The following is a 24,824-nucleotide window of genomic DNA, read 5'->3' on the forward strand; positions in this document are numbered from 1 at the left end:
GCAGGACCATCAGGCCCCCCTCAACGCGCGCTCCCCACCACCACGCTGCCTGCGCTTTCTGTCACGGCCATCGTCCGCCACCACGGCGTGCCCGCATGCGGCGCGGAAAGATCCAGGCGTTCGCCCATTTCCGGGGTGGACAGCGCGATGCCGCGCTCGGCCGCCAGCGCGCTGACCCGCTCGAACGGTTCTTCCCAGCGATGCATGGCCAGGTCGAAGGTACCGTTGTGGATGGGCACCAGCCACTTGCCGCGCAGGTCCTCGTGCGCCTGCACGGTCTGCTCCGGCTGCATGTGCACGAAGGGCCACTTGGCGTCATACGCACCGGTTTCAACGAAGGCGACATCGAACGGTCCGTAGCGTTCGCCGATGCGCTTGAAGCCGTTGAAGTAGCCGGTATCGCCGCTGAAGAACACGCGCAGGTCATCGTCCAGGATCACCCACGATGCCCACAGCGTGCGGTTGCCATCGCGCAGCCCGCGCCCGGAGAAATGCTGGGCAGGCGTAGCGGCGAAACGCACGCCATCCACCTGGGTTTCTTCCCACCAGTCCAGCTGGACCACGCGGTCCTGCGGCACGCCCCAGTCGATCAGGCGGTCGCCTACGCCCAGCGGTGCCAGGAACACCTGCGCGCGCGTGGCCAGGAACTTGATGGTGGCGCGATCCAGGTGGTCGTAATGGTCATGCGAGAGCAGCACGCCGCGGATCGGCGGCAGGTCCTGCAATGCGATCGGCGGCGCATGGAAGCGCTTGGGGCCCATCCACTGCACCGGCGAGGCGCGCTCGGAGAACACCGGGTCGGTCAGCCACCAGCCACCGCGCAGTTTGATCATCAGGGTGGAATGGCCCAGCCGGTACATGCTGCGGTCCGGCGCGTCGGCCAGCGCCTGCGCGCTCAGTGCACGCACCGGCGGCGTCTGCCCGGGCGTGGTGCCGGGCGGCCGGTTGAAGAAGAAGTCCCAGAACAGCTTGAGCGTGCTGCCCAGCGATTCACGGGGCTTGGGCGCGACGTTGGTGAACTGTTCGTCGGCGCGCTGGGGCGAGTTTTCGTAGGAAGCGATAGGCACGGTAAGGGTCATCCCGATGATCACGGTGAGGAAAATGGCGACAGCAAGAACGGGGAGGATTCTCATGCGTCGTCTCGTAGGTGAGTGCGCAGGCACTCATTTAATGGCGCGGAAAATATCAACGTTGGATTCCCTTCCAGAACAGATCAAAACCCGCCTGTTGCAGCATCTCGCGCTGCGCGGGCTGGGCGGCCATGGCTTCCAGCGTGGTTTCCAGCAGACTGATCAGTACCCGCCCCAGGTAGAAGGACACCAGTTCAGGCCGGGTATGGCTGGCGATGCGCGCTTGCAGGGTTTCCAGCATGGTGCCGAACAGGCCCGCGCACTGGGTACGGGTGCAGTCGGTGATGCGTTCGGACACTTTGAGCTGGCGCAGGGCCATCCGGTCCACGGGGCGCTGCGCGCCCCACACGATCAGCGCGTTCCAGACATGCAGCAACTGGTCGCGCACCTCGGCATCGGCCGGGAAACTACCCCCAATGGCCAGGGCCAGGCGCTCTTCTAGCTGCACGAACAGCGCGTTGAGCAGCGCGTCCTTGGTCTCGAAGTACGTGAACACGGTGCCTTCGGCGACCTTGGCGGCCTTGGCGATCTGCGCCGTGGACGCACCCACGCCCCGCGCAGCCACCTGTTCGGCGGCGGCAGCAAGGATGGCGGTGCGTTTTGCGTCGCTGAGCGGGCGGGCCATGACGTCGGGTAAATCGAGTGGTCACTCATTTAAGCCCGGGCCCGGCCGCAGCGCAAGGGCCAGCTTCGGCCTGATGCCGGCCGTTCAGGTGGGGCGGGGCAGGGCCGGCGTTTGCGGCGCCCCGCCGGTGCCATCACCTTGCTGACTCTGCGGCGACCGGGATATAAGGCGGGCAGGCACCTGTATGGGCAACGACGTGGCGACCACCCGGCGCAAAGCAGCAGCTGACCCATCCATCGGCACACCGCGCCTGTTGGCGGGTGGCAACCCGCAGATTCCGAAGGGCGAGGGCGACGCACCCGTGCAGGCGTGGATCGCGGCGATACCGGACTGGAAGCGCGAGGCGGCGCGGCAGCTCGATGCGCTGATCGTGGCGGCGGTGCCCGGTGTGCGCAAGGCGGTCAAATGGAACTCGCCGCTGTATGCGGCAGGCGATGATGGCTGGTTCCTGAGCATGCATTGCTACGCCCGCTACATCAAAGTGGCCTTTTTCCGTGGCGGGTCACTCGATCCGGTACCGCCCGAAGCCTCCAGGAGCCAGGACACCCGCTACCTGCACGTGTTCGAGGACAGGCCGGTGGACGTGAAGCAGTTCACCCGCTGGGTCAAGCAGGCCAGCCGGCTTCCTGGCGAGCGTATGTAGCGCATCGTTCTTCCTCGCGCTGATCCCCGCAACCCGGAATTCCATCACCTCGCGGTGGCACCTGTCGTCAACTTCGGCAAAGATGGTGCGCTGCACGATCGCCGCGCGCGCCCGTGCATCCCATGGAACCTGGAATTGCCTGTGCTGAGTGTTGTTGGAGTGGTACTTGCGTTGTACGTCGTGTGGCGGTTGATCTGGCCCCTGCGGGTGCCGGTTTCGTTGCGGGGTCCGTTGGGCCTGCTGGTGCTGGCACTGGCCCTGCACCACCGGATCGTGGCCCGGTTCGCCGGCACGATGGCCTCGCCGGAAATCCCCAAGGCCGCGCTGGTGGTGTTGGCCAGCGGCTTCACCGCCCTGCTGCTGGTGGCGGTATTCCTGCTGGTGCTGGATGCGCTGCTGCTTGGCGCACGCCTGCTGCGGCTGCCGCGCGTTGCCGATGCGCTGCGTCGTGGCTGGCTGCGGCCGGCGGCGGGTGGGCTCGCGCTGTTGCTGGGCGCGTGGGGCGTGCAGCAGGGCATTGCCGTGCCACAGACCCGCCAGATCGAGGTTGCCATTGCCGGCCTTCCTGAAGCGTTTGATGGCTATCGCGTGCTGCAACTCACCGACATCCACGCCAGCCGCCTGCTTACCGGCGACTGGGTGGCCAGGGTGGTTGCTGAAAGCAATGCGCTGAAACCGGACCTGGTGGTGATCACCGGCGACCTGGTCGATGGCAGCGTCAGCGCCCGCGCCAACGATGTGCGCAGCCTGGGCCAATTGCGGGCGCCGGACGGCGTGATCGCCATCACCGGCAACCACGAGTACTACGGCCAGTACGTGCAGTGGATGCAGGCCTTCCGCGCGCTGGGCATGCAGGTGCTGGAAAACAGCCACACCCAGATCGCGCGCGAGGGGGCCGTGCTGACCATCGCAGGTGTTACCGACCCGGTGGCGGCGCGCTATGGCCTGCCGATGCCCGATCTGACCGCAGCGCTGGCCGGCGCTGATCCTGGTGCACCGGTGATCCTGCTCGACCACCGCCCGCGCGAAGCGCTGGCCAATGCCGCCAAGGGCGTGAAGCTGCAGTTGTCCGGACATACCCATGGCGGCCACATCGTCGGCATGGACCAACTGGTCAAGCGCGCCAACGGCGGCTATGTGTCCGGGCGCTATGACGTCGACGGCATGACGCTGTACGTGAGCAATGGTGCCGGATTGTGGCCAGGCTTCGCGGCGCGCATCGGCGTGCCTTCCGAAATCACGCTGGTGACGCTGCGGCGCGAACCGTAAACACCAGCTCCGGTGCCAGCGCATGCGCGACGGCCATGCGCAGCATGGCCGGGCTGATGTGGCGCCGATGCACGTGGTCGATGGCTGCCATGTAGAGCCGCCCGAAGCCGTTGTGGGTACGCACCCGCGTGCCCAGTGCGATCACCGCCGCGCCATCGTCCAGCAACTGCACGCGCACGCAGGAACGGAACCGCAGGTGGCGATCATCGGCGCCAAGCAGTACGTCCGCGCTGCGGTCGGCAGCATCCACGCGCTGCGCATGGACCGGGAAGCGGCCGGCGAACAGCGTGCTGCGGTCGGTGGACAGCAACGAGGAAACCGGGCAGCCCAGCGGCGAGGTGCGCAGCTGCAACGGCGCGACGAGCACGTTGCGCAGCGCCATCATCCGGCCCACGCTCGGCGGCGGGTTGAGCATGAAACCGTCCAGCACCGCTTCCAGTATCGCACTGGCCGAACGGCTGGCCACGCTGTGTGCGGGCAGGGTGAGCGTGTTGTAGTCCTGGTGGTCGAAGTCGTCGGCCAGTGCCTGCACCAGCAGCGAATCGGCCGGTGGCACGGGCAGCGCCTGTACCGGGTGGCGGGTCGCGCGGCGGCCGATGTAGCCCTGCGCCGGGCGCAGCCTCGCCAGCATCACGCGCAGCGGGCCGACCAGGTCGCGGGTGAGCGCACACAGCCCGGCCAACGCGGACCGCGCCGGCGCCTGCAGCGACAGGCTCACCACCGGCACGCGGCTGAAATCGGCCTGCGCCAGCAGCTGCTGCAGGACCGGAGGCAGCGTGTCGGTGAGGCTGGGAATGTCGGCGCTATCGGCCTCGATCCGTGCGCGCTGGGCCTCGGTCAGCGCGCCACTGCGTTCATTGGCATGGCACGACAGCGCGAACAGCGCCGGGTGGCGTGGGTGGCGCGAGACGAACTGGTGCCAGGTGCCGCTGCCGAAGCGCACCGTGAACAGGCAATCGGGCGGGATGTCCACGCAGCGAAGGGCGTGAAGGAACACGGCCGGCTCGTCTGCCAGCTGGGCATCGGAGGCCGTCGAAAAGCGCAGCTGCGCACCGCCGCTGCCGGCGATGGCAGTGAACATGCGTGGCCCCGCATGGCGGTGGAAGGGATGCCCCTGGCGCCCGACCGAGAACGAATACAGCGACGACGCATCGTCGTGGGCAAGGTGCATGCCGCCCAGCCGTGCCGATGGCTCATCCAGTGCGTCGACGAAGGCCGGGTGCGCGGCCTGGCGCAGCCCGGCATCGCGCAGCAGCTGGTCGCCGGCACCGATGCCGAGCTGGGTGATCAGGGCGACTTCAACCGGGCTGCCATCGCCATGCGAGGGCAGGCTGATGCTGGGGAACGAACGACTCACGCGGTGGGTGTCCAGCATGCCGGTCTCCTGGTGGCAGGGGCTCAGGTCGAAGGGGTGGGTTTGCGTTTGGCGCGGGCGCGGCTTTCGCGCTGCAGCGGGCCGCCGACGGGGCAGACTTCGACGGCCCAGGCAAACAGCGTGTTGGTCAGGCGCTCGGGTACCTGCCGGAAGTACACGAACTGCCCGCGCTTTTCGCGCTCGATCAGCCCGGCATCCTCGAGGATGCGCAGGTGGCTGGACAGCGCCGGCTTGCTGAATTCAAAGCGTTCGCCGATTTCGCCCGCGCTCAGTTCGCCCCCGGCGAGGTAGGCCAGGATCTGGCGTCGGGCGGAGGAGGCCAGGGCCTCGAAGATGCGGTCCATTCTGATGGTTAATTAATTCGTTAACTAATCTTCTGCCGCCGGCACCGGGCCTGTCAAGTGCCGGATACCCGGGTGGGCCGTCACCACCCCGTAATACGCAGCGCTTACCTTGCGCCGCACTTCAGGGGTTGGGGCGGCACAGTGGCCGAGCAGGCAAGAGGGCGGCTGGCGCGGATGTTCGAGGAACATGCGCCGGTGCTTCGGGGGTTCTTCGTGCGCCGGGGGGCGCGACAGGACGCTGAAGACCTGGTGCAGGAGACGTATCTGCGTCTGCTGCGTGCGCACGAGGGGCCAGGCGAGACCATCGCCAACCCCGAGGCGTATCTGTTCACCGTTGCGCTGAACCTGGCGCGTGAACAGGCCGGCCGCAGGCGCTGGTCAACCCTGGCGATCGACGACATCGAACAACTCGGCCAGGGCCTGGCCAGCGGGGAATGCGTGGAAGACGCTGCCGAAGCCAACCAGCGCCGCCAACGCCTGCAGGCGTTGCTGGCCACGCTGCCCGAACACACCCGCGCCGTGCTGGTGATGCAGTACCGCGACGGAATGAGCTACAAGCAGATTGCCGAACGCCTGGGTGTGTCCTCGCACATGGTCAAGAAGCACGTGGTGCGGGGCCTGGCGACCTGTCGCCGCGCGATGGCCGACACCGAGGAGGCACAATGACCACGCCCTCGGTGCATCCCTCCGCGCTGACCCAGGCGGCGGCGAACTGGCACGCGCTGCAGCGCCAGGGCGACCTCGCCCCCGCGCAGCAGCGCGCCTTCATGCAGTGGCTGCTGGTCTCGCCCGACCACCTGCGGGAGTACCTGGCGATCAGCGAAGTGGCCGGCGCATTGGGCGATGCGCTGCGCAGCATGCCGATCGACCTGGAGGCGTTGCTGGCCGCGCCCGCGCCGCCCGGCAACGCCGGCAATGTAGTGCGTCTGCAGCCCCGGCCCGCGTCGACGCCGGCGCGCGCTGCGGTGCGTGCGTGGCCGCGCCGGCTTCCCGGGCTGGCCGCCGTGGCGGTCCTGCTGCTTGCGGTGGGCATCGTCACGCCGCTGGCGTGGCCGCGCAGCAGCCACCATGTGGCCCAGCACGGCGCGCCGCGCCAGATCACGTTGCCCGACGGCAGCGTTGTGCACCTCAACGCCGACAGCGAAATCTCGGTACGCATGAGCCTGTTCGGGCGCTGGGTGGAACTGGAACGCGGCCAGGCCAGTTTCGTGGTGGCACCGGCACGGCGGCCGTTCACGGTGCACGCTGCCGGGCTGCAGGTCACCGATATCGGTACCACCTTCGATGTTTCGCTGCTGCGGGAGCAGGCGCGGATCGGGGTCAGCGAGGGCAGGGTGCAGGTGCGCGGGGACAATGGGCGCGGGCGCATGCTGGCCGATCTGTCGGCCGGCAAGGTCGCGCAGGTGGATTACCGCGACCAGCGTGTGCAGGTGCGCGACGAGGACGCTGCCAGCATGACCGCGTGGTGGCACGGCCGCGTGGTGTTCCGCGACGAGCCGCTGCGCGAGGTGGCCGACCGCTTCAACCGCAGCAACACCCAACGCCTGATCGTCGGCGACGATGCCGGGGCGCTGCGCCTTACCGGCAACCTGCGCGCCAACGACCTTGCGTCGCTGCGCGTGTTCCTGGACCAGCAGCCGACGCTGGCGATCCAGCAACACAGTGACGGCATCCATGTGCGTCTGCGCGAGGCAGCACAGCACGGCGCAACGTCGCGCTGAGTACGTCTCCGACGCTGTAAAAAAAAATTCATCGAAAAGGGGTGCCCGACCCACGCGCTGGACCCTCGTAGATGGGGAAAGCAGGAACACATCCGTTCCGCGACCACCGCCATTCCCTACCTGGATCCCACGATGCGCCGCACTCTGTTCCTTTCGATCGCCCTTGCCCTGCAGGTCACCGCAGCGGCCACCGCCGCCGAACCCACCCGTGTGGCCGCCGAAGCCATCGCGTCGCAGCCGCTCGACCAGGCGCTCAACGCACTGTCGCGCCAGACCGGCCTGCAGTTCGTGTACAACACCCAGGTCGCTGGCAATCCGCGTACGCCGGCGGTGCCAGCCGGCCTGAGCGCCGACGCCGCGCTGGGCCGCCTGCTGGCCGGCACCGGGCTGCGCTATCGCTACCTCAATGCCAGCACCGTGACCATCGAGTCCGATGCCGCCGCCACCCCGGCAGCGGCACAGGTCGTACCGGGGACTGGCAACGGCGTTGCTGCCGCGCCGCTGCAGGCAGCTGCGGCGGCAGGCACCGCGGGCGTGGACGCACAGAACCTGGAAACCATCCAGGTCACTGGCAGCTACAGCCGCAGCCTGGAGCAGGCGGTGGATCTCAAGCGCACCACCATCGGGTTCTCTGATTCCATCGTGGCCACCGACGTGGCCGATTTTCCCGAGCAGAACCTGGCCGAAGCCCTGCAGCGCGTTCCCGGTGTGACCATCGAGCGCAGCAAGGGCCTGGGCACCAAGGTCAACGTGCGCGGGCTGCCGTCGGAATACACGCATGTGTCGATCAACGACCTGGCTACCGCCTCCGGCAGTGGCGGGCGTGATGTGGAATTCGACATGTTCGCTTCGGAGATCATCCAGCAGGTGACGGTGCAGAAGTCGCCGACCGCCGCCGATGAGGAGGGCGGCATCGCCGGTTCGGTCAAGATCACCACCGCGCGCCCGTTCGACTACAACGAGCGCAAGCTGGTGCTGTCGGCCGAAGGCGCGCACAACAGCATCTCCGAAGAAGTGGACCCGCGCTTTGCTTTCCTCGCTGCTGACACCTGGGGCGACTGGGGTGGCCTGGTGTCGTATTCGCAGTCCAAGCGCACCAACCGTACCGACTCCACCTCGGGCATCAACTTTCGTCCGATGTCGCGGTTTCTGAGTGCCTCCGGCACGCGCGGTACCCAGGCCCAGGACGTGCTGGCCCGGGACGCCGGGGTGAACATCACCGACCGCAACGACACCGATGAAACCAACCTGGTCGTGTTCCAGGACAAGGTCGGCGACCGTGTGTACCTCAACGAGCAGGACAAGTGGGGCGCTACCGCCTCGCTGCAGTACAAGCCCAGCAGTACCTTCAGCCTGACCTTCGATGCGATGCTGGGCGGCTACGATTCGACCGAAGACGAGTACGATGCCGCCGCCTACTCGGCATCCAGCCGCAGCACGCTCGATACCATCCACGAATACGACGCGACCACGCTGTCCGAGTACGGCATGGTGGTGCTGCGCGATGTCTCCTACACCGCTACCCAGCACGAGATGCTGAGCAAGGAGCGGATCAACAGAACCGACTACAGCCAGTACAGCGTGGCCATGGACTGGAAGGGGCAGGATTGGTACGTGGATGCGATGGCCGGCTACTCGGGCGCGGAAAAGACCTCGGACTATTCCAACCTCAAGCACGTGGCCTATGCACCGTCGCGCACGCGCTGGACCGGGCGCAGCGGCGAGACCCTTCCGAGCACGCCGGGCGGCTTCGACATGTACAACGCCTCGGACAAGTATCTGTTCGAAGCCTATGAAACCACGTTGGAGAAAGTGGACGACGACAAGTACGCCGCCCAGGTCAACGTGACCCGCATGCTCGATCTGGCGTTCCTGCCGGCACTGCGCGATGTGAAGTTCGGTGCGCGTTACACCGACCGCTCCAAGCAGCGCCAGTATGGCGAGCTCAAGATCACCGGTCCCACCGCCGGCAGCAGCGCGTGGGTGAACACCCGGACCCTGGCCGACAGCCCGTTGCAGTCGATCGGCGACATCGTCCCCGGGGGCGGCTACACCATCAAGGACCTGGACTGGCAGCAGGTCTCCAACGAATACGCGCGCAACGCGTTCCGCTACGACGGCTTCCATACGCCGTTCGATCCGGGTCAGTTCTACCAGGTCGATGAGAAGGTGATGAGCGTATACGCCATGACCGACTTCGCCTTCGACATCGGTCAGGTGCCGGTGAACATCAACGCCGGTGCGCGTTACGTGGACACCAGCGTGACCTCGTTCGGCTACCACCCGATCCAGCGCCCGGACGGCAGTACCGGCTACACCGATACCCCGGTGTCCAGGGACGGCAGTTACGACGACCTGCTGCCCAGCTTCAACATGACCGCCGAACTGGCCCAAGGCCTGCTGCTTCGGGCAGCGGCGTCCAAGGTCATGATGCGCCCGGCCCTGACCGACATCGCCTACAAGCGCACCGCCAGCTGGAGCTCGTACCGCTTCACCGACGGCAACCCGGAACTGAAGCCGACCTACGCCAAGCAGTGGGAGGTGGGTATCGAGAAGTATCTGGAGAACGGCGCGCTGTTCGCCGCCTCCTACTTCCGCAAGAACATCGATGGCGTGGTGATCAACTCCCTGACCGGCGTGGTCAAGGACGTGGCGGTGTACAACGCCAACGGTACGCTCAATGGCATCTTCGATTTCGACGTGTACCAGCCGGTCAATGCCAAGGGCTCCTACCAGGTGGACGGCGTGGAGCTGGTGGCGCAGCTGCCGCTGGGCATGTTCACTTCGGTGCTGGAAGGGTTCGGCGTGAATGCCAACTACACCGTGCTGGACAGCTCGCTGGCCGGTGAATCGGACCTGGGCATCCGCACCCCGATGCCGGGGCTGGCCGAAAAGACCTGGAACCTCACTGCGTACTACGAGAACGACCGTTTCGATGCGCGGGTGTCCTACAACCACAAGGACGAGTACGTGGAATCGATCGGCTATGACATGTACCCGATCTGGCGCGATGCCTATGGCCAGATGGATGTGTCGATCGGCTACCGGATCACCGACAACATCAAGGTCAGCCTGAAGGGCATCAACCTGACCAACGAGATCACCAGCGGCTACACCATGGACCCGTCCTTCCCGACCATGTACGAAGCCTCGGGCCGCCGCATCAGCCTGGGCCTGCGTGCTGATTTCTGATGATGCAGACACTTCTTCTGCTGGCGCTGCTCGCGGCGCCGGCGTCGACCATGGCTGCCGACGACCAGGGCCGCGACTGGCAGCCCGGCGACCACCATGTCCACAGCGAGTGGAGCGTGGACTGGGACCGCAGCACGAATCCGCCCACGCCGATCCGCGGCGGCGATTCCTCCCATACACGCACCCACAACGCACGGCGGGCGCGCCATTACGGCCTGCGCTGGATGGTGCATACCGACCACGGTGGGCCGGGACACTCGGTAGTGACCCGTGACCATGCCTACCCGGCGCTGCTGCAGGCGCGGCAGGACGTTCCGGAGGTGATCCAGTTCAACGGCATGGAGTTCGACGTGCCCGCCGGCGAACACGCATCGCTGATCATCGCGCCAGGTCCGCACGAGGGCGAGCAGCTCGTCAGGATCGAACGTGATTACAGCCGTGGTGAGCCGCTGCAGGACGGCAGTCGCGACACCCACCAGCACATGCTGGACGCGTTGGCGCATCTGCGCGGTCTGCAACCGTTGCCGTTGATGCTGATCAACCATCCGTCGCGTACCGCCACGGGAGTGGGGCAGTGGGGAGCGGTCGAGCCGTCCGAGCTGCGTGCCTGGCACGCGGCCGCGCCGCAGGTACTGGTGGGCATGGAGGGCGCGCCCGGGCACCAGGCCACCCGCACCGAGCGCGGCCTTTATCGCAACGTCGCGGCACCGACGTTCGGGGGCTTCGACCAGATGACCACGCAGGTTGGCGGCGTGTGGGACCAGATGCTGGCCGACGGCACCCGCTTCTGGATCACGGCCAGTTCCGATTCGCACGTGAACCAGCGCGATGGGGGCAGTGACTTCGACCCCGGCGAGTACAGCAGGACCTACGTATGGGCCCGTCCGGAGGCCGATGACATCCTCGGCGGCGTGCGCGCCGGACGTATGTTCGCGGTGACCGGCGACCTGATCGATGCGCTGGAGCTGACCGTGCAGGCGGCCGATGGCAGCGGCGGGGTGGGGCGCATGGGCGATGGCGTTGCATTGGCAACGGGCACGCCGATGCGGGTGCAGTTGCGGGTGCGCAGGCCCGAAAGGGCGAACGCGATCGGGCAACACCCGGCGCTGCAGCAGCTGCAGTTGATCGTCGGCAGTGGCAGCGGGCAGGCGCCGCAGATGCAGACCCGGGTTTTCACCGCAACGGAGTGGAAGCAGGATGGCGCGTGGTACCAGGTGACGTGGACGTTGCCGGCCCCGGCAGGCGGCGGGTTCGTTCGTGCACGCGGCAGCAGCACCGATGAAGCGACGCCGCTGGCCGACGTCCAGGGCGAGGATCCCTGGCAGGACCTGTGGTTCCATTCCAACCCGGTGTTCATCGGCCGGTGATGGTGCGGGTGCCGGCCCAGCGCCGGCAGCGGCGATCCGCCCATGCGCGGTTTTCATTGCAGGTATGGCCCGTCCTGTAGGATGGGTCCGTACTACGCCGTTTCGCGCGTCCTGCGCGGCCACTTCCGGTCGCCCGCTTCGCTCCCCTCTCGAGCCGTCCGCCGCCCTGGTGGGCCGGCTCTCCGTGCTTCATGGAGCGCACATGCCGGGCTATGCCACCCGCATTCTCACCATTCCCGTGAATGGCCACGACTTCCGAATTCGTGCCCTGAGCGACCTGCAGCAGTTCGCCGACCCCACCGGCCGCGCCGAGCGCGCCGGCATCCATTCCTCGCTGTGGAGCCTGTTCGGGCAGGTCTGGCCCGCTGGCCGGGTGCTGGCCGAGACCATGAGCCACTACGACGTGGCCGGCAAGCGCATCCTGGAGCTGGGCTGCGGGCTGGGCCTGTCCAGCCTGGTGCTGGCCCATCGAGGCGCCAACGTGGTGGCCAGTGACCACCATCCGCTGGCCGAATCGTTCCTGGCTTACAACGCCGGGCTCAACGATCTTCCGGCCGTGCATTACCGCGATCTGCCCTGGGAGATGCCGGATACGTCACTGGGGCGTTTCGATCTGATCATCGGCAGCGATGTATTGTACGAGCGCGGCCACGGCGTACAGATCGCCGCGATGATGGAACGCCACGCCAAGTCCACCGCCGAGCTGCTCTTGACCGATCCGGGGCGCGGCAACCTGGGCGGCTTCTCGCGCGCGATGGCCGTTCAGGGCTATGAGGCGAGCGAAGAAGGCGGCTTCGGCGACGACGAAAGCACCTCTCCCGGTCGCGGTCGCCTGCTGCGCTATGCCCGCACCGCGTAGAGCCACGAGGACACTACGTGCAGGTGATCTGTCGTAGGCTACGAAGCCATGACGGACCCAGCATCGGCCACGCCCACCCGCTCGATGATCGTCGCCGGCCTGTCCACGGTGGTGGAGTGGTACGACTTCACCCTGTACCTCTATCTGGCTACGGTGCTTTCGCGGGTGTTCTTCGGCGGCGGCGACAACGCCCTTCTGGCTACCCTGGCCGGGTTCGCGGTGAGTTACCTGATGCGCCCCCTCGGTGCGCTCTGCTTCGGCCACCTCGGTGACCGTTTCGGCCGGCGCTACATGTTGCTGGCATCGATGGCCTTGATGACCGTGGCGATGCTGGCGACGGCCATGCTGCCTGCCTTCGAGAGCATCGGTGCCACTGCTGGCGTGCTGTTGCTGCTGCTGCGTTGTGTCATGGCATTCTCGGTGGGCGGCGAATACACCGGGGTAGTGGCCTACCTGCTGGAAAGCGCGCCGCTGCGCCGGCGCGGGCTGGTGACCTCGCTGGCCTCCGCAGCGAGCGAGGTTGGCGCATTGCTGGCAGTGGCGCTGTCGGCACTGACCGTGGCGCTGCTGAGCACCGCGCAGCTGGATGGCTGGGGCTGGCGCATTCCCTTCTTCATCGGCGCTGCCTTGGCCGGGGCCATCCTGCTGGCGCGGTCGACCATGCACGAATCGCCGGAGTTCGAGCGGCAGCTTGCCGCCGGCACGGTGCCGACCTCTCCCATCCGCGATACCTGGCGCTTCCACCGCGGCGCGGTGGCGCGCACCTTCGCCATTTCCGCGTTGGGGTCGATCACCTATTACGTGGGCATCACCTACGTGCCCGCGTTCCTCGGCTCCGCCAGCGACGTTGGCGAATCGAAGGCACTGTGGCTGTCCACGATCGCCGCCGTCGCCGTGATCGGCGTGACCCCGCTGGCCGGCGCGTTGTCCGACAAGGTTGGGCGCCGGCCGGTGCTGATCGGGCTGGCGCTGCTGTCGGCCCTGCTGCCGTTGACGATGTTCGGGCTGATGGCCACGGGCAGCGCGCTGCAGATCGCACTTGCCGCCGTGGTGCTGGCCTGCCTGGCCGGCGGGGTCAGCGCGGTGGCGGCACCGGCCACTGCAGAACAGTTCCCGGGCGAAGGAAGGCTCAGCGGCCTGGCGCTGGGCGTGACCATGGCCACCGCCTTCTTCGGCGGCGCCACACCGTTGTTGGCCGAACTGCTGGTGCGACACACCGGTTGGGCGGCAGCGCCGGGTGCGATGATCGCGGCAGTAGCCCTGCTGGTATTGCCCGTGCTGTGGGGCCTGCGCGAAACCCGCCCGACATGACGCCCCCGACCTGTGCCGGCCCCGTTGCCCGCCCGCCTTCGGTGGGCAGCGGCGCGGGCACGTTCAACAATCCACCCGCCGCCACATACGCCGCCAACGCCTGCCCCTGACTCAGCAGATGCCGCTCCATGGTGCGCTCTGCGGCCTCTGCATCCCGCCGGCGGAAGCACTCCATCAGCTCGCGGTGTTCGGCCAGCGACTGCGCGGTGCGGCCCGGGGTCAACAACTGCCGGCCCCGATGCATTTTCAGGATGCGGTGCAGGTCATGGGTGATCCGGATCAGCCACGGGTTGCCGGCGTAGTGCTGCACGGTTTCGTGGATCAGGTAATTGTTGCGGTAGTAATCGGCGATGTTGCCGTCGGCAGCGGCCGCGTCCATTGCCGCATGCAATGCTTCCAGCTGCGCTACGCCGGCGTCGTCGATGTGCTTCACCGCCTCATGCGCGCAACGCCCTTCCAGCATGGCCATCACCGGGAACAGCTGGTTGAGGTCTTCCAGCGTCAGCCGCGTAACCCGCGCGCCACGCCCCGCATCGATCTGCACCAGCCCCTCGGCCGCCAACAGCTTCAGCGCCTCGCGCAGCGGCGTCCGGCTGATCCCCAGCTCCTCGCACAGTGCCGGTTCGTCGATCCACTCGCCCGGAGGCAAGCGGTAGTCGTAGATGCGCTCACGCACATGTTCGGCGACCTCTTCGTAAAGAGGCGCACGTTTCTTGGATGAACGCGGGGCGGGGGCGATGGCCATGCCGGATTGTAATCCCTTAGCGGCGCCGGCCGTGGCCGGCACCGCTACCTCACATCCAGCCCGGTACCACGAACAGCAACCACGCCAGCAGCGGCCCGAACACCACCACCAACCCGCTGTAGACCAGGAACCGGCGGAACAGCGATTCACGCTCTTCCTTGGCGGCCGATGCCACCACCAGCGCACCGTTGGTCGAGAACGGGCTGACATCCACGATGGTGGACGACACCGCCAACGCGCAGATCACGCCTGCTGCGCCCAGGTGGCCCTGCAGCAGGAACGGCACCGCCAGTGGAATGGTCGCGCCCAGCACCGCCGCCGAGGAGGCGAACGCCGAGACGATGCCTCCCACGTAGCAGACCAGCAGCGCCCCCAGCAGCGGAATGCCGATGTTGGACACGCCGTTGCCGATGAAGTCCACCGAACCGGCCTTTTCCAGCACGCCCACATAGGTCACCACGCCGCAGATCAACAGCACCGTGGACCAGCTGATGCCATCCACGGCACCCTTCTGGCTTTTCGGCGACAACAGCGCCAGCGCCACCGCCACGGTGATCGACACCAGCCCCACGTTGAGGTTGTAGATCAGTGCGGCGATACCCAGGCCGAGCAGGCCGACCAGGGTGAACAAGCGCTCGCGGGTGACGCCGACGGCCTCCAGCGCCTCCGGATCGTTCGACAGCGTGCCGCCGCCGGCCGACACCAGCGCGCCGTGGCCTTCGATCGCGAACTGCCGCGACGAGGCCTGCGGGCCGCCGGCCAGGGCCAGCTCGCCGCCGCCAACGGTCACCGCACCGCGCCGCATCAGGGCAATGCCGCCGAAGGCGAAGAAGCAGATCATGCCCATCATGACGTTGAAGCCCAGGCTGGTCAGGAACACCGCCATCTCGGTCACTTCCAGCCCGGCTTTCTGCACCACGCCATTGGTGATGCTGCCGTACACGCTGATCGGCGAGAAACCACCGGCCTGCGCGCCATGAATCACCAGCAGCCCCATCATCAGCGGGTTGATGTTGTACTGCTTGGCGAAACGCAGCGCGACCGGGCCGATGATCGCCACCGCCGCCGGGCCCAGCGCGCCGAAGGCGGTGAGCACGGCGGTAACCACGAACATCACCCACGGAATGGCCACGATCCGCCCACGCACCGCGCGGACCGCCCAGTGCACCAGCAGGTCGATGGTGCCGTTCTTCTGCGCGATGGCGAACAGGTAGGTAATGCCGACCAGGGTCAGGAACAGGTCGCCGGGGAACCCGCCGAGCACTTCCTTGCCCTCCATGCCGCCGATGATGAACGCCAGCGCGAAGGCCACCGCACCCATGTTGATGGGCAGCGCGGTGGCGATGATGAACATGATCACCAGACCGATGATCGTTGCGATTTGTGGACTCATGCGCCCTCCCAGACACGTGATGCAGCTACGGCACGGATGGAAACCCGCCATCCCCGGGCTGACGTCTTACAGGTGGAGCCAACCGCTCATTGCAAACGGTCCAGGGCGTTGTGTACCCAGTTCGCCGCACCGTCCAGGTGCTGGAATTCTTCAACCGCGCGGACCTCGCAGCACGGGTAATCGGCCGCGACCATGCGCGCCAGCGCGGTGCCAGGCCCCAGCTGCAGGAACACGCGCGCGCCGCGCTCGAACAGCTGGCGCATCACCTGTGCCCATTCGATGGTCTGCGCCAGCTGCGCCGACAGCGTGTGCACCAGCGCGGCGTGGTCGCGCACCGGGCGCGCATCGATGCCGGCAAGCACTGCAACGCGCGGCACCTGCAGCGGTGCCTGCGCCAGCACCCGTGCATAGCTGTCCGCCGCGCTGGCCAGCAACGGCGTATGCGCGGGTACATGCACCGGCAACGGGCGTATCTCGGCGCGCAGCGCACGTGCGGCGTCGGCCATTGCCAGCAGGCGTTCCAGGGTGCCACCGACGATGAAATGGTCCTGGCCGTTGGCGATGGCGATGTAGACCCCATGGGTCTGGCACAACGCCTCCAGCGGCGGGCGCTGCAACCCCAGGATGGCCTGCATGCCGGCATGGCGCGGGCTGGCGTTGTCCATCCGCTGCGCCCGCTGGGCGGCCAGTGCCAGGCAGGTGCCGGGGCCCATGCTGCCGGCGATGCAATGCGCGGCAAGCTCGCCGATGCTGTAACCGGCGATCAGCGTTGGCGTGGGCAGGCGCTCGCGCAGGGCCAGCCAGTGACCCACGCTGGCCGCGCACAACAAGGGCTGCGCCTGCGCATTGTCGAAACGGTCGTCGGCGGCGGCCGCCTCGAACGGATCGCGACCTAGTACGCGGCGGCAGGCTTCCAGCACATCGTGCGCGGCGGGCACATCGCGCAACCGGTCGAACATCGCCGGGTGCTGCGCGCCTTGCCCGGGGCAGAGCAGGGCGAGGCTCATGACGCCTCCTGCTGCAGCAGGAACCAGCTGCAGGCCAGCAGGTCGGCGCTGCCACCCGGGCTGAGCCGGCGCGCGACGAAGGCGTTGCCAAGCCGCTGCAGGTGCGCGTGCCAGTCGGGCGCGAAGGCTCCCCCGTTGGCGAGGAAGGCGGCGGCATTCGCGCGCGCCCAGCGCAGGCCCCCGGCACCGCCCCGGTGCAGCAGGTTCACATCCTCCAGTTCGGCCACCAGCGTCATCAGGGTATGGCACAACGCCGCCTCGCGCGCCAATCCCGCTGCCAGCGCGTGGCGCAGGGTCGGCAGCGCGAGCGTGCGCAGCACCGGGTAACCGGCCGCGGCCAGTTCGCGCACGCCGGCAATGCCATGCTGCGCGCGTGCGCGCTGGCCGGGACTGTCGGGATCGAGCGGTGCCGCCTGCAGCGCGTCCGACCAGGCCTGCACGGCCACGCACACCTGCTCGCCGCTGGGTGCGGCGTCGATGCGCCGGCAGGCCGCCGCCGCTGCAACCAGCAGCCCAAGATTGAAGATCGCACCGCGATGGGTATTGATGCCGCCGGTGGCGCGCAGCATCGCCGCTTCCGCAGCGACACCATGGGTGCGCAACTGCGCGAACGGGGCGTCCTGCGCACCGGCCAGCGCAACGTCGTGGAAATACTGGCGCAGCGCAGACAGGCTGCGCAGGAAGGTTTCGGCATCCATGTCCGCATGGCTGCCGCTATCGAATGGTGTCACCAGGCCTGGCTTCGGCGCCAGCGCCAGTTCCGCATGCAGGCTTGCAACGGCCAGCCGCCCGAGCCGTGCGACCACTTCACGCGGAGGCGCGGAAGCACCAGGCAGAAGCAGCGCGCTCACGTGCGCACCGCCGCACCCTGGTGGCACTGGCTGTTCTTCGGGTGGATGGCGTTGGACACGCATGGCGTGTCGCTACGTGCGGGTGATCTCCCCGCGAAACCCGGTGAACCAAATATTCGCTCCCGCGCTTCCAGCACCGCCCCATCCACGCGTTTCACCAGCACCTCCCGCGCCGCCCCGGCATATTCGCGCCAGTTCACCGCCGCGCCGCCAGGCAGGCACAACTCACCATCCACCCGCCGCGCGAACGTCTGCTCCCATGCCCGCAGCCGCTCCACCAGGTATTCGGCAGCGTCGGCATCGGCGATGTCCCACAGCAGGTCCACGTCCGAGCGCGCATGCACATATGCCAGCCCGGTAAGTGCCTGCCAGGCGAACGCACCGAACACGCGCGCCGGGGCAATCGCCGCCATCGCCTGCAGCGGCAACCGCCATTCCGCTGGCAGGTCCGGCCGCGCGATCACCTCGGCCAGCGCCAGCGGCGGCGCCTGCCGCACGATGTCCTGCACCGGCACCCGCAGTGCCAGCCGCTGCTTGCCCTCGGCGGGGGGAAGGGGAACACCGAGGCGCATGCGGGGATCAGGATCATCGGCGGCGCGGCGCGCCACCACCGCCGGCCAGCCGCGCGCGAACCATTCCACCAGGCGGGGCTCGTGCAAGGCCACGTCGGCCCGCCAATCGGCGTGCGCCGACAGCCAGACCCGCGTGTGCCGGGCGAGCCGGTCAGACATCGCCGGCGGCTACCTGGGCCGCCACGCGTGCGGCCAGCGTGCGACCGCCACGCTCTGCTCCGCGCTGCGCGCGGCGGTCGCCGTCGGCGGGCGTGCGCAGCGCCTGCAGCAGCTGGGCGGCGAGGTCGCCGTTCCACACCGACTCGACCGCACCCATCGCAACGTAGTTTTCAACGCCCGGCGCGAACACCGGCGAGCTCTGGCTGAGCGCCTGCAGTTTCTCCAGCGGCTGCTTGGTCACCCGTGCCATCGCGCGCAGATCCATCACCCGCACCTGCGCATCGGGCAGCGCGTGGATATGGTCGGCCATCAGCCCGAACGACAGGAACCCGCCGCTCACCGACTCGCCGTAGACCAGCGTGACCAGGCGCGCGCCACGCCGGCGGGCCAGGTCCAGGGTCTGCGCCAGGTGCGCGAAATACCCGTTGATGCCGAGCAGCTCGTCGCGGCGCGCAAGGCGCTGCCCGGCGGTGTCGACCAGCATCACGATCGGGTGCTGCGGGTGCGACCGGGTGCTGGCAAGCACGGTTTCGGCCAGCACCAGCGCGTGGTCCACGCCCACCTCGATCTTGTCGGTGGTGCCGATCACGGTCACCTCGCCGTCGTCGGTCGTGGCCGTGCCGGTCAGCACCGATCCGGTGACGGTAACCACATGCCCACGTGGAAACAGCGTGTCGAGCAGGGTAGCGAGCGGCGCGGTCATGGCAGGCTCCGGTCAGAGGTGGCGGCCAGAAAGTCGTCGGTGTCCAGCAGCGGCAGCCGCTGTGGATCGTCGATGCCGAGCCGCGCCCAGATCTCCAGCCCGTCGCGGCAATCGCCCCACGCCTGCGCGCGCGCCTGCAGGGCGGCGTGCCGGGCCTGCAATGCGGTCAGTGCGGTATCGGTGTCGGTGCTGGCGGTGTCCGGCTGCAGTGCGTCGAACGCGGCCTGGGAAAACGCCTCGATCGCATCGGGCACCAGCACCTGGGCCTGGTCGATCAGGTAGCGGTGCTTGCCGCCGGTGACCCGCCACACCAGGGCGCGGTCACGCGAATCGAACTCTTCCACGCCGCGCACCGTCTCGATCACCTCCGGACCGGACAGCGACAGCCGCCCTTCCTCGGACATGATCACGGTGGTGCAGCAGCGCGCGACGATGCCCATGCCGCCGAAGGCGCCGTTGCCGCTGCCGACCAGGGCCAGCACCGGCACGCCGGCGGCGCGCGTGGCGAGCACCGCGCGCATGATTTCGGAAATCGCGATCAGCCCGGCGTTGGCCTCGTGCAGGCGCACGCCGCCGGTATCGAGCAGCAGCAGCACGCCGTCGGGGCGGGTCTGCGTGGCACGCTGCAGCAGGCCGGTCAGCTTTGCCCCGTGCACTTCGCCCACGCCGCCGCCCATGAACTGGCCCTGCTGTGCGGCCACCAGCACGCGCTTGCCGCGCAACTGGCCCTCGCCGACCACGATGCCATCGTCGAACGCGGCCGGCTGGTCCAGCTGGGCCAGGTGCGGACTGGTCGCGCGCTGCGCCGGCCCGAGCAGTTCCTTGAACGAGCCGGCATCGAGCAGGGCGGCGAGACGCTCGCGGGCGTCGGCTTCGTAGTAACTGTGGCGATGGGCGAGGCTCATGCACCGTCTCCTGCGCGCAGGGTTTCCACCGCCTGGTCCAGGCGAAGGCTTACCACGGCGGGGGTGGCACCGGCGTCGTTGATCGACACCTGCACATCGCGCAGCGGGTGGCGGCGCGCGAAGTCGGCGATCACCGCTTCCCAGATCGTGCCGAAGCCGCGCGCGGCGGTGATGATGCGCACCGCCATCGCGCCGTCCAGCGCGGCCGGCTCCAGCAGGACTTCCAGGTTGCCCGAGGCGAGCACGCCGACCAGCACCGCATCGGTGGGGAAGCGCACGGGTTGGGTGCCGGTGAATCGATAGTCGAGGGTTTCCATGGCAGGTTCCCTTACCAGTTGCGGAAGCGCTTGGGCGGGTCGTACAGGCCACCGGACCAGCGCACGAGGTCTTTCACCGAACGCGCGGCCAGCAGGTCGCGGCTGGCATCGCGCACGTGGATGCCGAGGTCATCCGGGCGTTGGATCACGCCGCGGTCGCGCAGGTTCTCGACCATGGCGCGGTCGCGGCCCAGGCCGACGGCGGTGTAGCCGGCCACGCCGCGGATCGCCTGTTCGCGTTCCGCCGGGGTCCGGCACAGCAGCAGGTTGGCGATGCCTTCTTCGGTGAGCACGTGGCTGACGTCGTCGCCGTAGATCATGACCGGCGGCAGCGGCATGTCGGCGCGCTCGGCCAGCTCCCACGCGTCCAGGCGATCAACGAAGGCCGGTGCCATGTGTTCGCGGAAGGTTTCCACCATCTGCACCACCAGCTTGCGCCCGCGCGGCATCTCACCCGGCCGCGCCGCCTGTTGGCCGGCCTTGAGCCAGGCCTCGCTGGCATGGCGGCGGCCGCGTGCATCCGAACCCATGTTGGGGGCGCCACCGAAGCCGGCAATGCGGTCGCGGGTGGCCGTTGAGCTGTTGCCCTGCAGGTCGATCTGCAGGGTGGAGCCGATGAACATGTCGCAGGCATACAGGCCGGCGGTCTGCGAAAAGGCGCGGTTGGAGCGCATCGAGCCGTCGGCGCCGGTGAAGAACACATCGCCGCGCGCGGCAATGTATTTCTCCATGCCCAGCTCCGAGCCGAAGGAGTGCACCGATTTGACGAAGCCCGATTCGATCGCGGGAATCAGCGCGGGGTGCGGATTGAGCGCCCAGTGCTGGCAGATCTTTCCCTTGAGCCCGAGCGATTCGGCGTAGGTGGGCAGCAGCAGTTCGATGGCGGCGGTGTCGAAGCCGATGCCGTGGTTGAGCCGGTTGACCCCGTATCCGGCGTAGATGCCCTTGATGGCCATCATCGCCATCAGCACCTGGATCTCGGAGATCTGCGCGGGATCGCGGGTGAACAGCGGTTCGATATGGTTCGGGCGCGGCGCCTGCACCACGAAGTTCACCCAGTCGGCGGGGATGTCGACACGGGGCAGGGTATCGACGATCTCGTTGACCTGGGCGATGACGATGCCGCCGCCGAAGGCAGTGGCTTCGACGATCACCGGGGTGTCTTCGGTGTTGGGGCCGGTGTAGAGGTTGCCGTGGCGGTCGGCGGCCTGCGCGGCGACCAGCGCCACCTGCGGGGTGAGGTCGATGAAATAGCGGCCGAACAGTTCCAGGTAGGTATGGATGGCGCCGATCTGGATGCGCCCTTCGGCGACCAGGTTGGCCAGCCGTACCGATTGCGGGCCGGAGAACGAAAAATCCAGCCGGGAGGCGATGCCGCGCTCGAACACGTCCAGGTGCGAGGGCAGCGACAGTACCGACTGCACCATGTGCAGGTCGTGGACCCGTTCCGGGTCGAGGTCGGCCAGGCACTGGGCGAGGAAGTCGGCCTGCTTCTGGTTGTTGCCTTCCAGGCAGACCTTGTCGCCCGGTTCGAGCACGGCGTGCAGGAGCGTGATGACGTCCGCGGCGTCCGCGACATGGCCGCGTGTGAACGGGGCGGCACGTTCGAGCCGGGCCTGGCGGCCGCGTTCCCGGGTATCCCAGATGGGGGTCATGGCGGGGTTCCGAAGGACGTTTCGGTAATTACGCCATAATTATGATGGGCGTTGCAACTTGCGGCGCAGCAAAAAAGGCCACGCCGACGTGAGATCGGCGCGGCCTTGCTCATGCATGGGACAACAACCGTAGAGCCACGCCCTGCGTGGCTGCACGATCGGACCCCGCGCCCAGCCAGGCAGGGCCTGGCTCTACGTCATGGGGTCAGAATTTCCAGCGCAGGCTTGCCGACACGAAGCGCGGTTCGCCGTAGTTGTTGTAGTCCAGGTTGGCCCAGTAGGTCTTGTCCAGCGCGTTGCGCACGTTGAGCGATGCGGTCCAACTGTCGTTGATGGCGTAGTTGGCGTGCAGGTTGACCAGCATGTAGGCCGGCTGCTTCACGGTGCGGGTGCCGCCCAGCGGGTAGGGGATGTTGTAGCCCTCCACGTCGCTCTGCCAGGAGAACCCGCCGCCCACGGTCAGGCGCTCCAGCACGCCCGGCAGGCGCACGCTGGTGTTGAGCTGCAGCAGGTCTTCTGGCGGGTTGGCGTAAAGCATGTCGGTGGCGGCGCGGGTCACCTTGACGTGGGTGAAGCCGGCATTCACCGTCCAGCCCGGCAGCACTTCACCGTTGATGTCCATTTCCCAGCCACGCGCCTTGGTGCCGTTGACACCGATGTAGGCCGAGCTGCCGTCGCTGAGCGAACCATCGGGCAGGCTCATGTCGCGCACCGCGTAGTTGTCCTGCTTGGCTTCGAACACGGCGGCATTGGCGGTCAGCCTGCCATCGAACCACTGGGTCTTCAGGCCGGCTTCCAGGTTGGAGCCCTGCACCGGGGCCAGCAGGTTCTCGTTGCGGTCCTTGTAGTTCTGCGGATTGAAGATTTCGGTGTAGCTGGCGTAGACCGACACGTTCGGGGTGATGTCGTAGACCAGGCCGACGTACGGGGTGACCTCGTCGGTGACTTTGTACTGGCCGCTGGTGCCGGTGTAGGTGCCAGCCGCGTTGTAGGCGCGGGTCAGGGTTTCCCAGCGGCTCAGCCGCGCACCGGCAATCAGCGAAAGCGGGTCGGCCAGGCGCAGGCGGGTGGCCAGGTAGAAGCCGCTCTGGGTGGTGTGGGCGACGCGACGCGTGCCGGTGCGGGTGTAGGTGACCTCGGAGATGTCGCCGTTCCAGTTGTACACATTGGGGATGTAGTAGCAGCGTTCGCTGCCGCAGCGTGCCCAGTCGCTCGGATAGTTCAGCGCGATGGTATTGGTGGTGCCTTCCAGGTCGGCCCACTGCGCGCCGACGGTGAGGTCGTGTTCGCGGCCGAACAGGGAGAACGTGCCGCTGAGGTAGGCGTCGACATTGCGGCGGGTGTCTTCGGAATCGCCGGCGGCGGCGCGCAGGAAGATGCCGGCGCCGGTTGCCGGGTCGGGCTCGCCGGTGCCGTACAGGCGTACGTTCTGGACGTTGCCGCGGGTGTAGGCGGTGTTGATCTTCAACAGCCAGTTTTCGCCGAAACGCTGTTCGAGGTTGGCGAAGGCGGTGCTGGTTTCGCGCTGCCAGTAGCTCCACCTGGGCGAGAGGTTGGTTTCGCGCGGCAGGTGGGCGAAGTTGCCCTGGCTGTCGAAGAACGGCACGGTGCCCCAGGTGGAGCCGACCGGGTTGTTGTCCTGGGTCTGGTAGCCGACGCTGAGCGTGGTGCTGTCGGTGAGGTCGCCTTCCAGCACGGCCATGCCGGCCATCTTGTCTTCCTGGTAGCGGTCGTAATACAGCTCGCGGTCGGTATAGGCGGCAACGACGCGGCTGCGGAAGCGTCCGTCGGCGGTCAGCGGTGCGTTGACGTCAGCCTCCATGCGGCGGAAGTCCCAGCTGCCGGCGCTGACGGCAACGGAGGCGTCGAAGTCCTTGCCGGGGCGCTTGCGCAGCAGGTTGACGGTGGCGGAAGGAATGCCGGCACCGCTGAGCAGGCCGTTGGCGCCGCGGATGACCTCGATGCGGTCGTAGAAGGCGGTATCGTATTCCTGGTTGGTGGAGCCGCTGTAGGTGGGGATGCCGTCGACCTGGAAGTCGGTGATGGCAAAGCCACGGGCGTAGTACAGGGGGCGCTGGGTGTCGTAGAAGGAGACGCTGACGCCGGTGACATTACGCAGCACGTCATTGATGCTGAACAGTGCTTCGTCCTGCAGGCGCTGCAGGCCAAGCACGGTGGAGGACTGGGGGGTTTCCTGCAGGCTGATCGGCAGGCGGGTGGTGCTGGACGGCGCGCGCTGGGTGCCGACGACGTTCACCTGGTCCAGGGTCTTGGCGTCGCTGGCGGCGTCGGCGGTTTCAGCCTGCGCGAGGGGCGCGGCGAACGACAGCACGGAAAGCAGGGCCAGCCCGAGCGGGGCGCGGCGGACGGAAACGTGGGGGAGGGGACGGAAGGACATTTGCGGTCTCAGCGGCAGGTGGGGTGCACAACGGAACGCAAATGTAAATCGTTCGCATTAGAATTACAAATATTTAACGCGCTCAGAGCGCGGCTATTCGCTTCTACAAGCTGGGGGCGCGGGAAGGCAGGGGGTAGCGGGGCACGCGTGAATCCATCCATGGAGCTCTTCGCAGCTCCTGCTGCTCAAGGCCCCGCTACCCCCTGCCTTCCCGCGCCCCCCACACATTGCGATGGCGGTGGGGAAGGCAAAAAAAACCGGCCGAAGCCGGTTCTCGTAGAGC

Annotated in this window: 21 protein-coding genes and 1 pseudogene; 8 read left to right on the forward strand and 14 right to left on the reverse strand. The window is 67.7% G+C overall.

The window, feature by feature from the left end:
- Positions 1-20 precede the first annotated feature (20 nt).
- Together J7J08_RS01315 and J7J08_RS01320 are read right to left on the reverse strand one after the other, a co-directional pair.
- Positions 21-1,079 carry an MBL fold metallo-hydrolase gene (locus tag J7J08_RS01315; RefSeq protein WP_251006374.1) on the reverse strand — a complete coding sequence of 353 codons (1,059 nt, stop codon included), beginning with the start codon at positions 1,077-1,079 and terminating at the stop codon, positions 21-23.
- A gap of 106 nt (positions 1,080-1,185) precedes the next feature.
- Entirely contained in the window at positions 1,186-1,755 is a 570-nt protein-coding gene (locus J7J08_RS01320) for a TetR/AcrR family transcriptional regulator (protein WP_214900768.1), read from the reverse strand.
- Between the two features lie 184 nt (positions 1,756-1,939).
- On the opposite strand from J7J08_RS01320, the gene J7J08_RS01325 reads away from it, so the two are divergent.
- Both J7J08_RS01325 and J7J08_RS01330 read left to right on the forward strand, forming a co-directional pair.
- On the forward strand, positions 1,940-2,398 hold the full coding sequence (locus tag J7J08_RS01325) for a DUF1801 domain-containing protein (protein ID WP_214900770.1): 459 nt from the start codon (positions 1,940-1,942) through the stop codon (positions 2,396-2,398).
- A 141-nt stretch (positions 2,399-2,539) separates the two neighbouring features.
- A complete protein-coding gene (locus tag J7J08_RS01330) occupies positions 2,540-3,667 on the forward strand; it encodes a metallophosphoesterase (protein ID WP_214900772.1) in 1,128 nt (375 codons plus the stop codon).
- Here J7J08_RS01330 and J7J08_RS01335 read toward each other — a convergent pair.
- Both J7J08_RS01335 and J7J08_RS01340 read right to left on the reverse strand, forming a co-directional pair.
- Positions 3,636-5,042 (reverse strand): DUF2867 domain-containing protein, encoded by a 1,407-nt coding sequence (locus J7J08_RS01335; protein ID WP_214900774.1) that lies wholly within the window; start codon positions 5,040-5,042, stop codon positions 3,636-3,638. The two genes, J7J08_RS01330 and J7J08_RS01335, sit on opposite strands and share 32 nt — an antisense overlap.
- A 23-nt stretch (positions 5,043-5,065) precedes the next feature.
- Positions 5,066-5,392, reverse strand: coding sequence for a metalloregulator ArsR/SmtB family transcription factor (locus J7J08_RS01340; protein ID WP_214901565.1), 327 nt, complete (start codon positions 5,390-5,392; stop codon positions 5,066-5,068).
- Positions 5,393-5,560: 168 nt separating this feature from the next.
- On the opposite strand from J7J08_RS01340, the gene J7J08_RS01345 reads away from it, so the two are divergent.
- From J7J08_RS01345 to J7J08_RS01370, 6 genes are all read left to right on the forward strand, one after another.
- On the forward strand, positions 5,561-6,052 hold the full coding sequence (locus J7J08_RS01345; protein ID WP_214900776.1) for a sigma-70 family RNA polymerase sigma factor: 492 nt from the start codon (positions 5,561-5,563) through the stop codon (positions 6,050-6,052).
- The gene (locus tag J7J08_RS01350; protein WP_214900778.1) at positions 6,049-7,107 is read left to right on the forward strand and encodes a FecR domain-containing protein; all 1,059 of its coding nucleotides are present in this window, start codon (positions 6,049-6,051) and stop codon (positions 7,105-7,107) included. The genes J7J08_RS01345 and J7J08_RS01350 overlap by 4 nt, the downstream gene beginning before the upstream one ends.
- A gap of 132 nt (positions 7,108-7,239) precedes the next feature.
- Positions 7,240-10,299 (forward strand): TonB-dependent receptor, encoded by a 3,060-nt coding sequence (locus J7J08_RS01355; protein ID WP_214900780.1) that lies wholly within the window; start codon positions 7,240-7,242, stop codon positions 10,297-10,299.
- A 2-nt stretch (positions 10,300-10,301) separates the two neighbouring features.
- The gene (locus tag J7J08_RS01360; RefSeq protein ID WP_251006340.1) at positions 10,302-11,666 is read left to right on the forward strand and encodes a hypothetical protein; all 1,365 of its coding nucleotides are present in this window, start codon (positions 10,302-10,304) and stop codon (positions 11,664-11,666) included.
- A gap of 202 nt (positions 11,667-11,868) precedes the next feature.
- Positions 11,869-12,525 (forward strand): methyltransferase domain-containing protein, encoded by a 657-nt coding sequence (locus J7J08_RS01365; RefSeq protein WP_214900783.1) that lies wholly within the window; start codon positions 11,869-11,871, stop codon positions 12,523-12,525.
- A gap of 48 nt (positions 12,526-12,573) precedes the next feature.
- Entirely contained in the window at positions 12,574-13,836 is a 1,263-nt protein-coding gene (locus J7J08_RS01370; protein ID WP_214900784.1) for an MFS transporter, read from the forward strand.
- Between the two features lie 43 nt (positions 13,837-13,879).
- Here J7J08_RS01370 and J7J08_RS01375 read toward each other — a convergent pair.
- The 10 genes and pseudogenes from J7J08_RS01375 to J7J08_RS01420 form a co-directional block, all read right to left on the reverse strand.
- Positions 13,880-14,581: pseudogene (locus J7J08_RS01375) on the reverse strand (GntR family transcriptional regulator); the annotation flags it as partial.
- A 49-nt stretch (positions 14,582-14,630) separates the two neighbouring features.
- Positions 14,631-15,974: an SLC13 family permease gene (locus tag J7J08_RS01380; RefSeq protein WP_214900786.1), complete on the reverse strand. Its 1,344-nt coding sequence runs from the start codon at positions 15,972-15,974 to the stop codon at positions 14,631-14,633.
- A gap of 86 nt (positions 15,975-16,060) precedes the next feature.
- Positions 16,061-16,981, reverse strand: a complete 921-nt coding sequence (mdcH, locus tag J7J08_RS01385) for a malonate decarboxylase subunit epsilon (protein ID WP_214900788.1) — start codon at positions 16,979-16,981, stop codon at positions 16,061-16,063.
- Complete coding sequence (gene mdcB / locus J7J08_RS01390; RefSeq protein ID WP_343237685.1) at positions 16,978-17,832, reverse strand: triphosphoribosyl-dephospho-CoA synthase MdcB; 855 nt, start codon at positions 17,830-17,832, stop codon at positions 16,978-16,980. The genes mdcH and mdcB overlap by 4 nt, the downstream gene beginning before the upstream one ends.
- A complete protein-coding gene (gene mdcG, locus J7J08_RS01395) occupies positions 17,829-18,563 on the reverse strand; it encodes a malonate decarboxylase holo-[acyl-carrier-protein] synthase (protein WP_214900794.1) in 735 nt (244 codons plus the stop codon). The genes mdcB and mdcG overlap by 4 nt, the downstream gene beginning before the upstream one ends.
- A complete protein-coding gene (gene mdcE, locus J7J08_RS01400) occupies positions 18,556-19,266 on the reverse strand; it encodes a biotin-independent malonate decarboxylase subunit gamma (protein ID WP_214900796.1) in 711 nt (236 codons plus the stop codon). Before mdcE ends, mdcG begins: the two co-directional genes overlap by 8 nt.
- Positions 19,263-20,171: a biotin-independent malonate decarboxylase subunit beta gene (locus J7J08_RS01405; RefSeq protein ID WP_214900798.1), complete on the reverse strand. Its 909-nt coding sequence runs from the start codon at positions 20,169-20,171 to the stop codon at positions 19,263-19,265. Before J7J08_RS01405 ends, mdcE begins: the two co-directional genes overlap by 4 nt.
- A complete protein-coding gene (gene mdcC / locus J7J08_RS01410) occupies positions 20,168-20,488 on the reverse strand; it encodes a malonate decarboxylase acyl carrier protein (protein ID WP_214900800.1) in 321 nt (106 codons plus the stop codon). The genes J7J08_RS01405 and mdcC overlap by 4 nt, the downstream gene beginning before the upstream one ends.
- Positions 20,489-20,499: 11 nt before the next feature.
- Positions 20,500-22,143 carry a malonate decarboxylase subunit alpha gene (mdcA, locus tag J7J08_RS01415; protein ID WP_214900802.1) on the reverse strand — a complete coding sequence of 548 codons (1,644 nt, stop codon included), beginning with the start codon at positions 22,141-22,143 and terminating at the stop codon, positions 20,500-20,502.
- A gap of 205 nt (positions 22,144-22,348) precedes the next feature.
- Entirely contained in the window at positions 22,349-24,541 is a 2,193-nt protein-coding gene (locus tag J7J08_RS01420; RefSeq protein ID WP_214900804.1) for a TonB-dependent siderophore receptor, read from the reverse strand.
- Positions 24,542-24,824: the final 283 nt, after the last annotated feature.

This window comes from Stenotrophomonas sp. ISL-67 (assembly GCF_018612915.1).
Taxonomy (GTDB): domain Bacteria; phylum Pseudomonadota; class Gammaproteobacteria; order Xanthomonadales; family Xanthomonadaceae; genus Stenotrophomonas.

Excerpts from the sequence above, each read along its gene's own strand:
- mdcC (WP_214900800.1), bottom strand. The coding sequence starts at position 20,488 with ATGGAAACCCTCGACTATCGATTCACCGGCACCCAACCCGTGCGCTTC.
- J7J08_RS01345 (WP_214900776.1), top strand. The coding sequence starts at position 5,561 with ATGTTCGAGGAACATGCGCCGGTGCTTCGGGGGTTCTTCGTGCGCCGG.
- J7J08_RS01360 (WP_251006340.1), top strand. The coding sequence starts at position 10,302 with ATGCAGACACTTCTTCTGCTGGCGCTGCTCGCGGCGCCGGCGTCGACC.
- mdcE (WP_214900796.1), bottom strand. The coding sequence starts at position 19,266 with ATGACCGCGCCGCTCGCTACCCTGCTCGACACGCTGTTTCCACGTGGG.
- J7J08_RS01315 (WP_251006374.1), bottom strand. The coding sequence starts at position 1,079 with ATGACCCTTACCGTGCCTATCGCTTCCTACGAAAACTCGCCCCAGCGC.
- J7J08_RS01370 (WP_214900784.1), top strand. The coding sequence starts at position 12,574 with ATGACGGACCCAGCATCGGCCACGCCCACCCGCTCGATGATCGTCGCC.
- J7J08_RS01420 (WP_214900804.1), bottom strand. The coding sequence starts at position 24,541 with ATGTCCTTCCGTCCCCTCCCCCACGTTTCCGTCCGCCGCGCCCCGCTC.
- mdcA (WP_214900802.1), bottom strand. The coding sequence starts at position 22,143 with ATGACCCCCATCTGGGATACCCGGGAACGCGGCCGCCAGGCCCGGCTC.
- J7J08_RS01365 (WP_214900783.1), top strand. The coding sequence starts at position 11,869 with ATGCCGGGCTATGCCACCCGCATTCTCACCATTCCCGTGAATGGCCAC.
- J7J08_RS01355 (WP_214900780.1), top strand. The coding sequence starts at position 7,240 with ATGCGCCGCACTCTGTTCCTTTCGATCGCCCTTGCCCTGCAGGTCACC.
- mdcG (WP_214900794.1), bottom strand. The coding sequence starts at position 18,563 with ATGTCTGACCGGCTCGCCCGGCACACGCGGGTCTGGCTGTCGGCGCAC.
- J7J08_RS01405 (WP_214900798.1), bottom strand. The coding sequence starts at position 20,171 with ATGAGCCTCGCCCATCGCCACAGTTACTACGAAGCCGACGCCCGCGAG.
- mdcH (WP_214900788.1), bottom strand. The coding sequence starts at position 16,981 with ATGAGCCTCGCCCTGCTCTGCCCCGGGCAAGGCGCGCAGCACCCGGCG.
- J7J08_RS01320 (WP_214900768.1), bottom strand. The coding sequence starts at position 1,755 with ATGGCCCGCCCGCTCAGCGACGCAAAACGCACCGCCATCCTTGCTGCC.
- J7J08_RS01335 (WP_214900774.1), bottom strand. The coding sequence starts at position 5,042 with ATGCTGGACACCCACCGCGTGAGTCGTTCGTTCCCCAGCATCAGCCTG.
- J7J08_RS01325 (WP_214900770.1), top strand. The coding sequence starts at position 1,940 with ATGGGCAACGACGTGGCGACCACCCGGCGCAAAGCAGCAGCTGACCCA.
- J7J08_RS01380 (WP_214900786.1), bottom strand. The coding sequence starts at position 15,974 with ATGAGTCCACAAATCGCAACGATCATCGGTCTGGTGATCATGTTCATC.
- J7J08_RS01350 (WP_214900778.1), top strand. The coding sequence starts at position 6,049 with ATGACCACGCCCTCGGTGCATCCCTCCGCGCTGACCCAGGCGGCGGCG.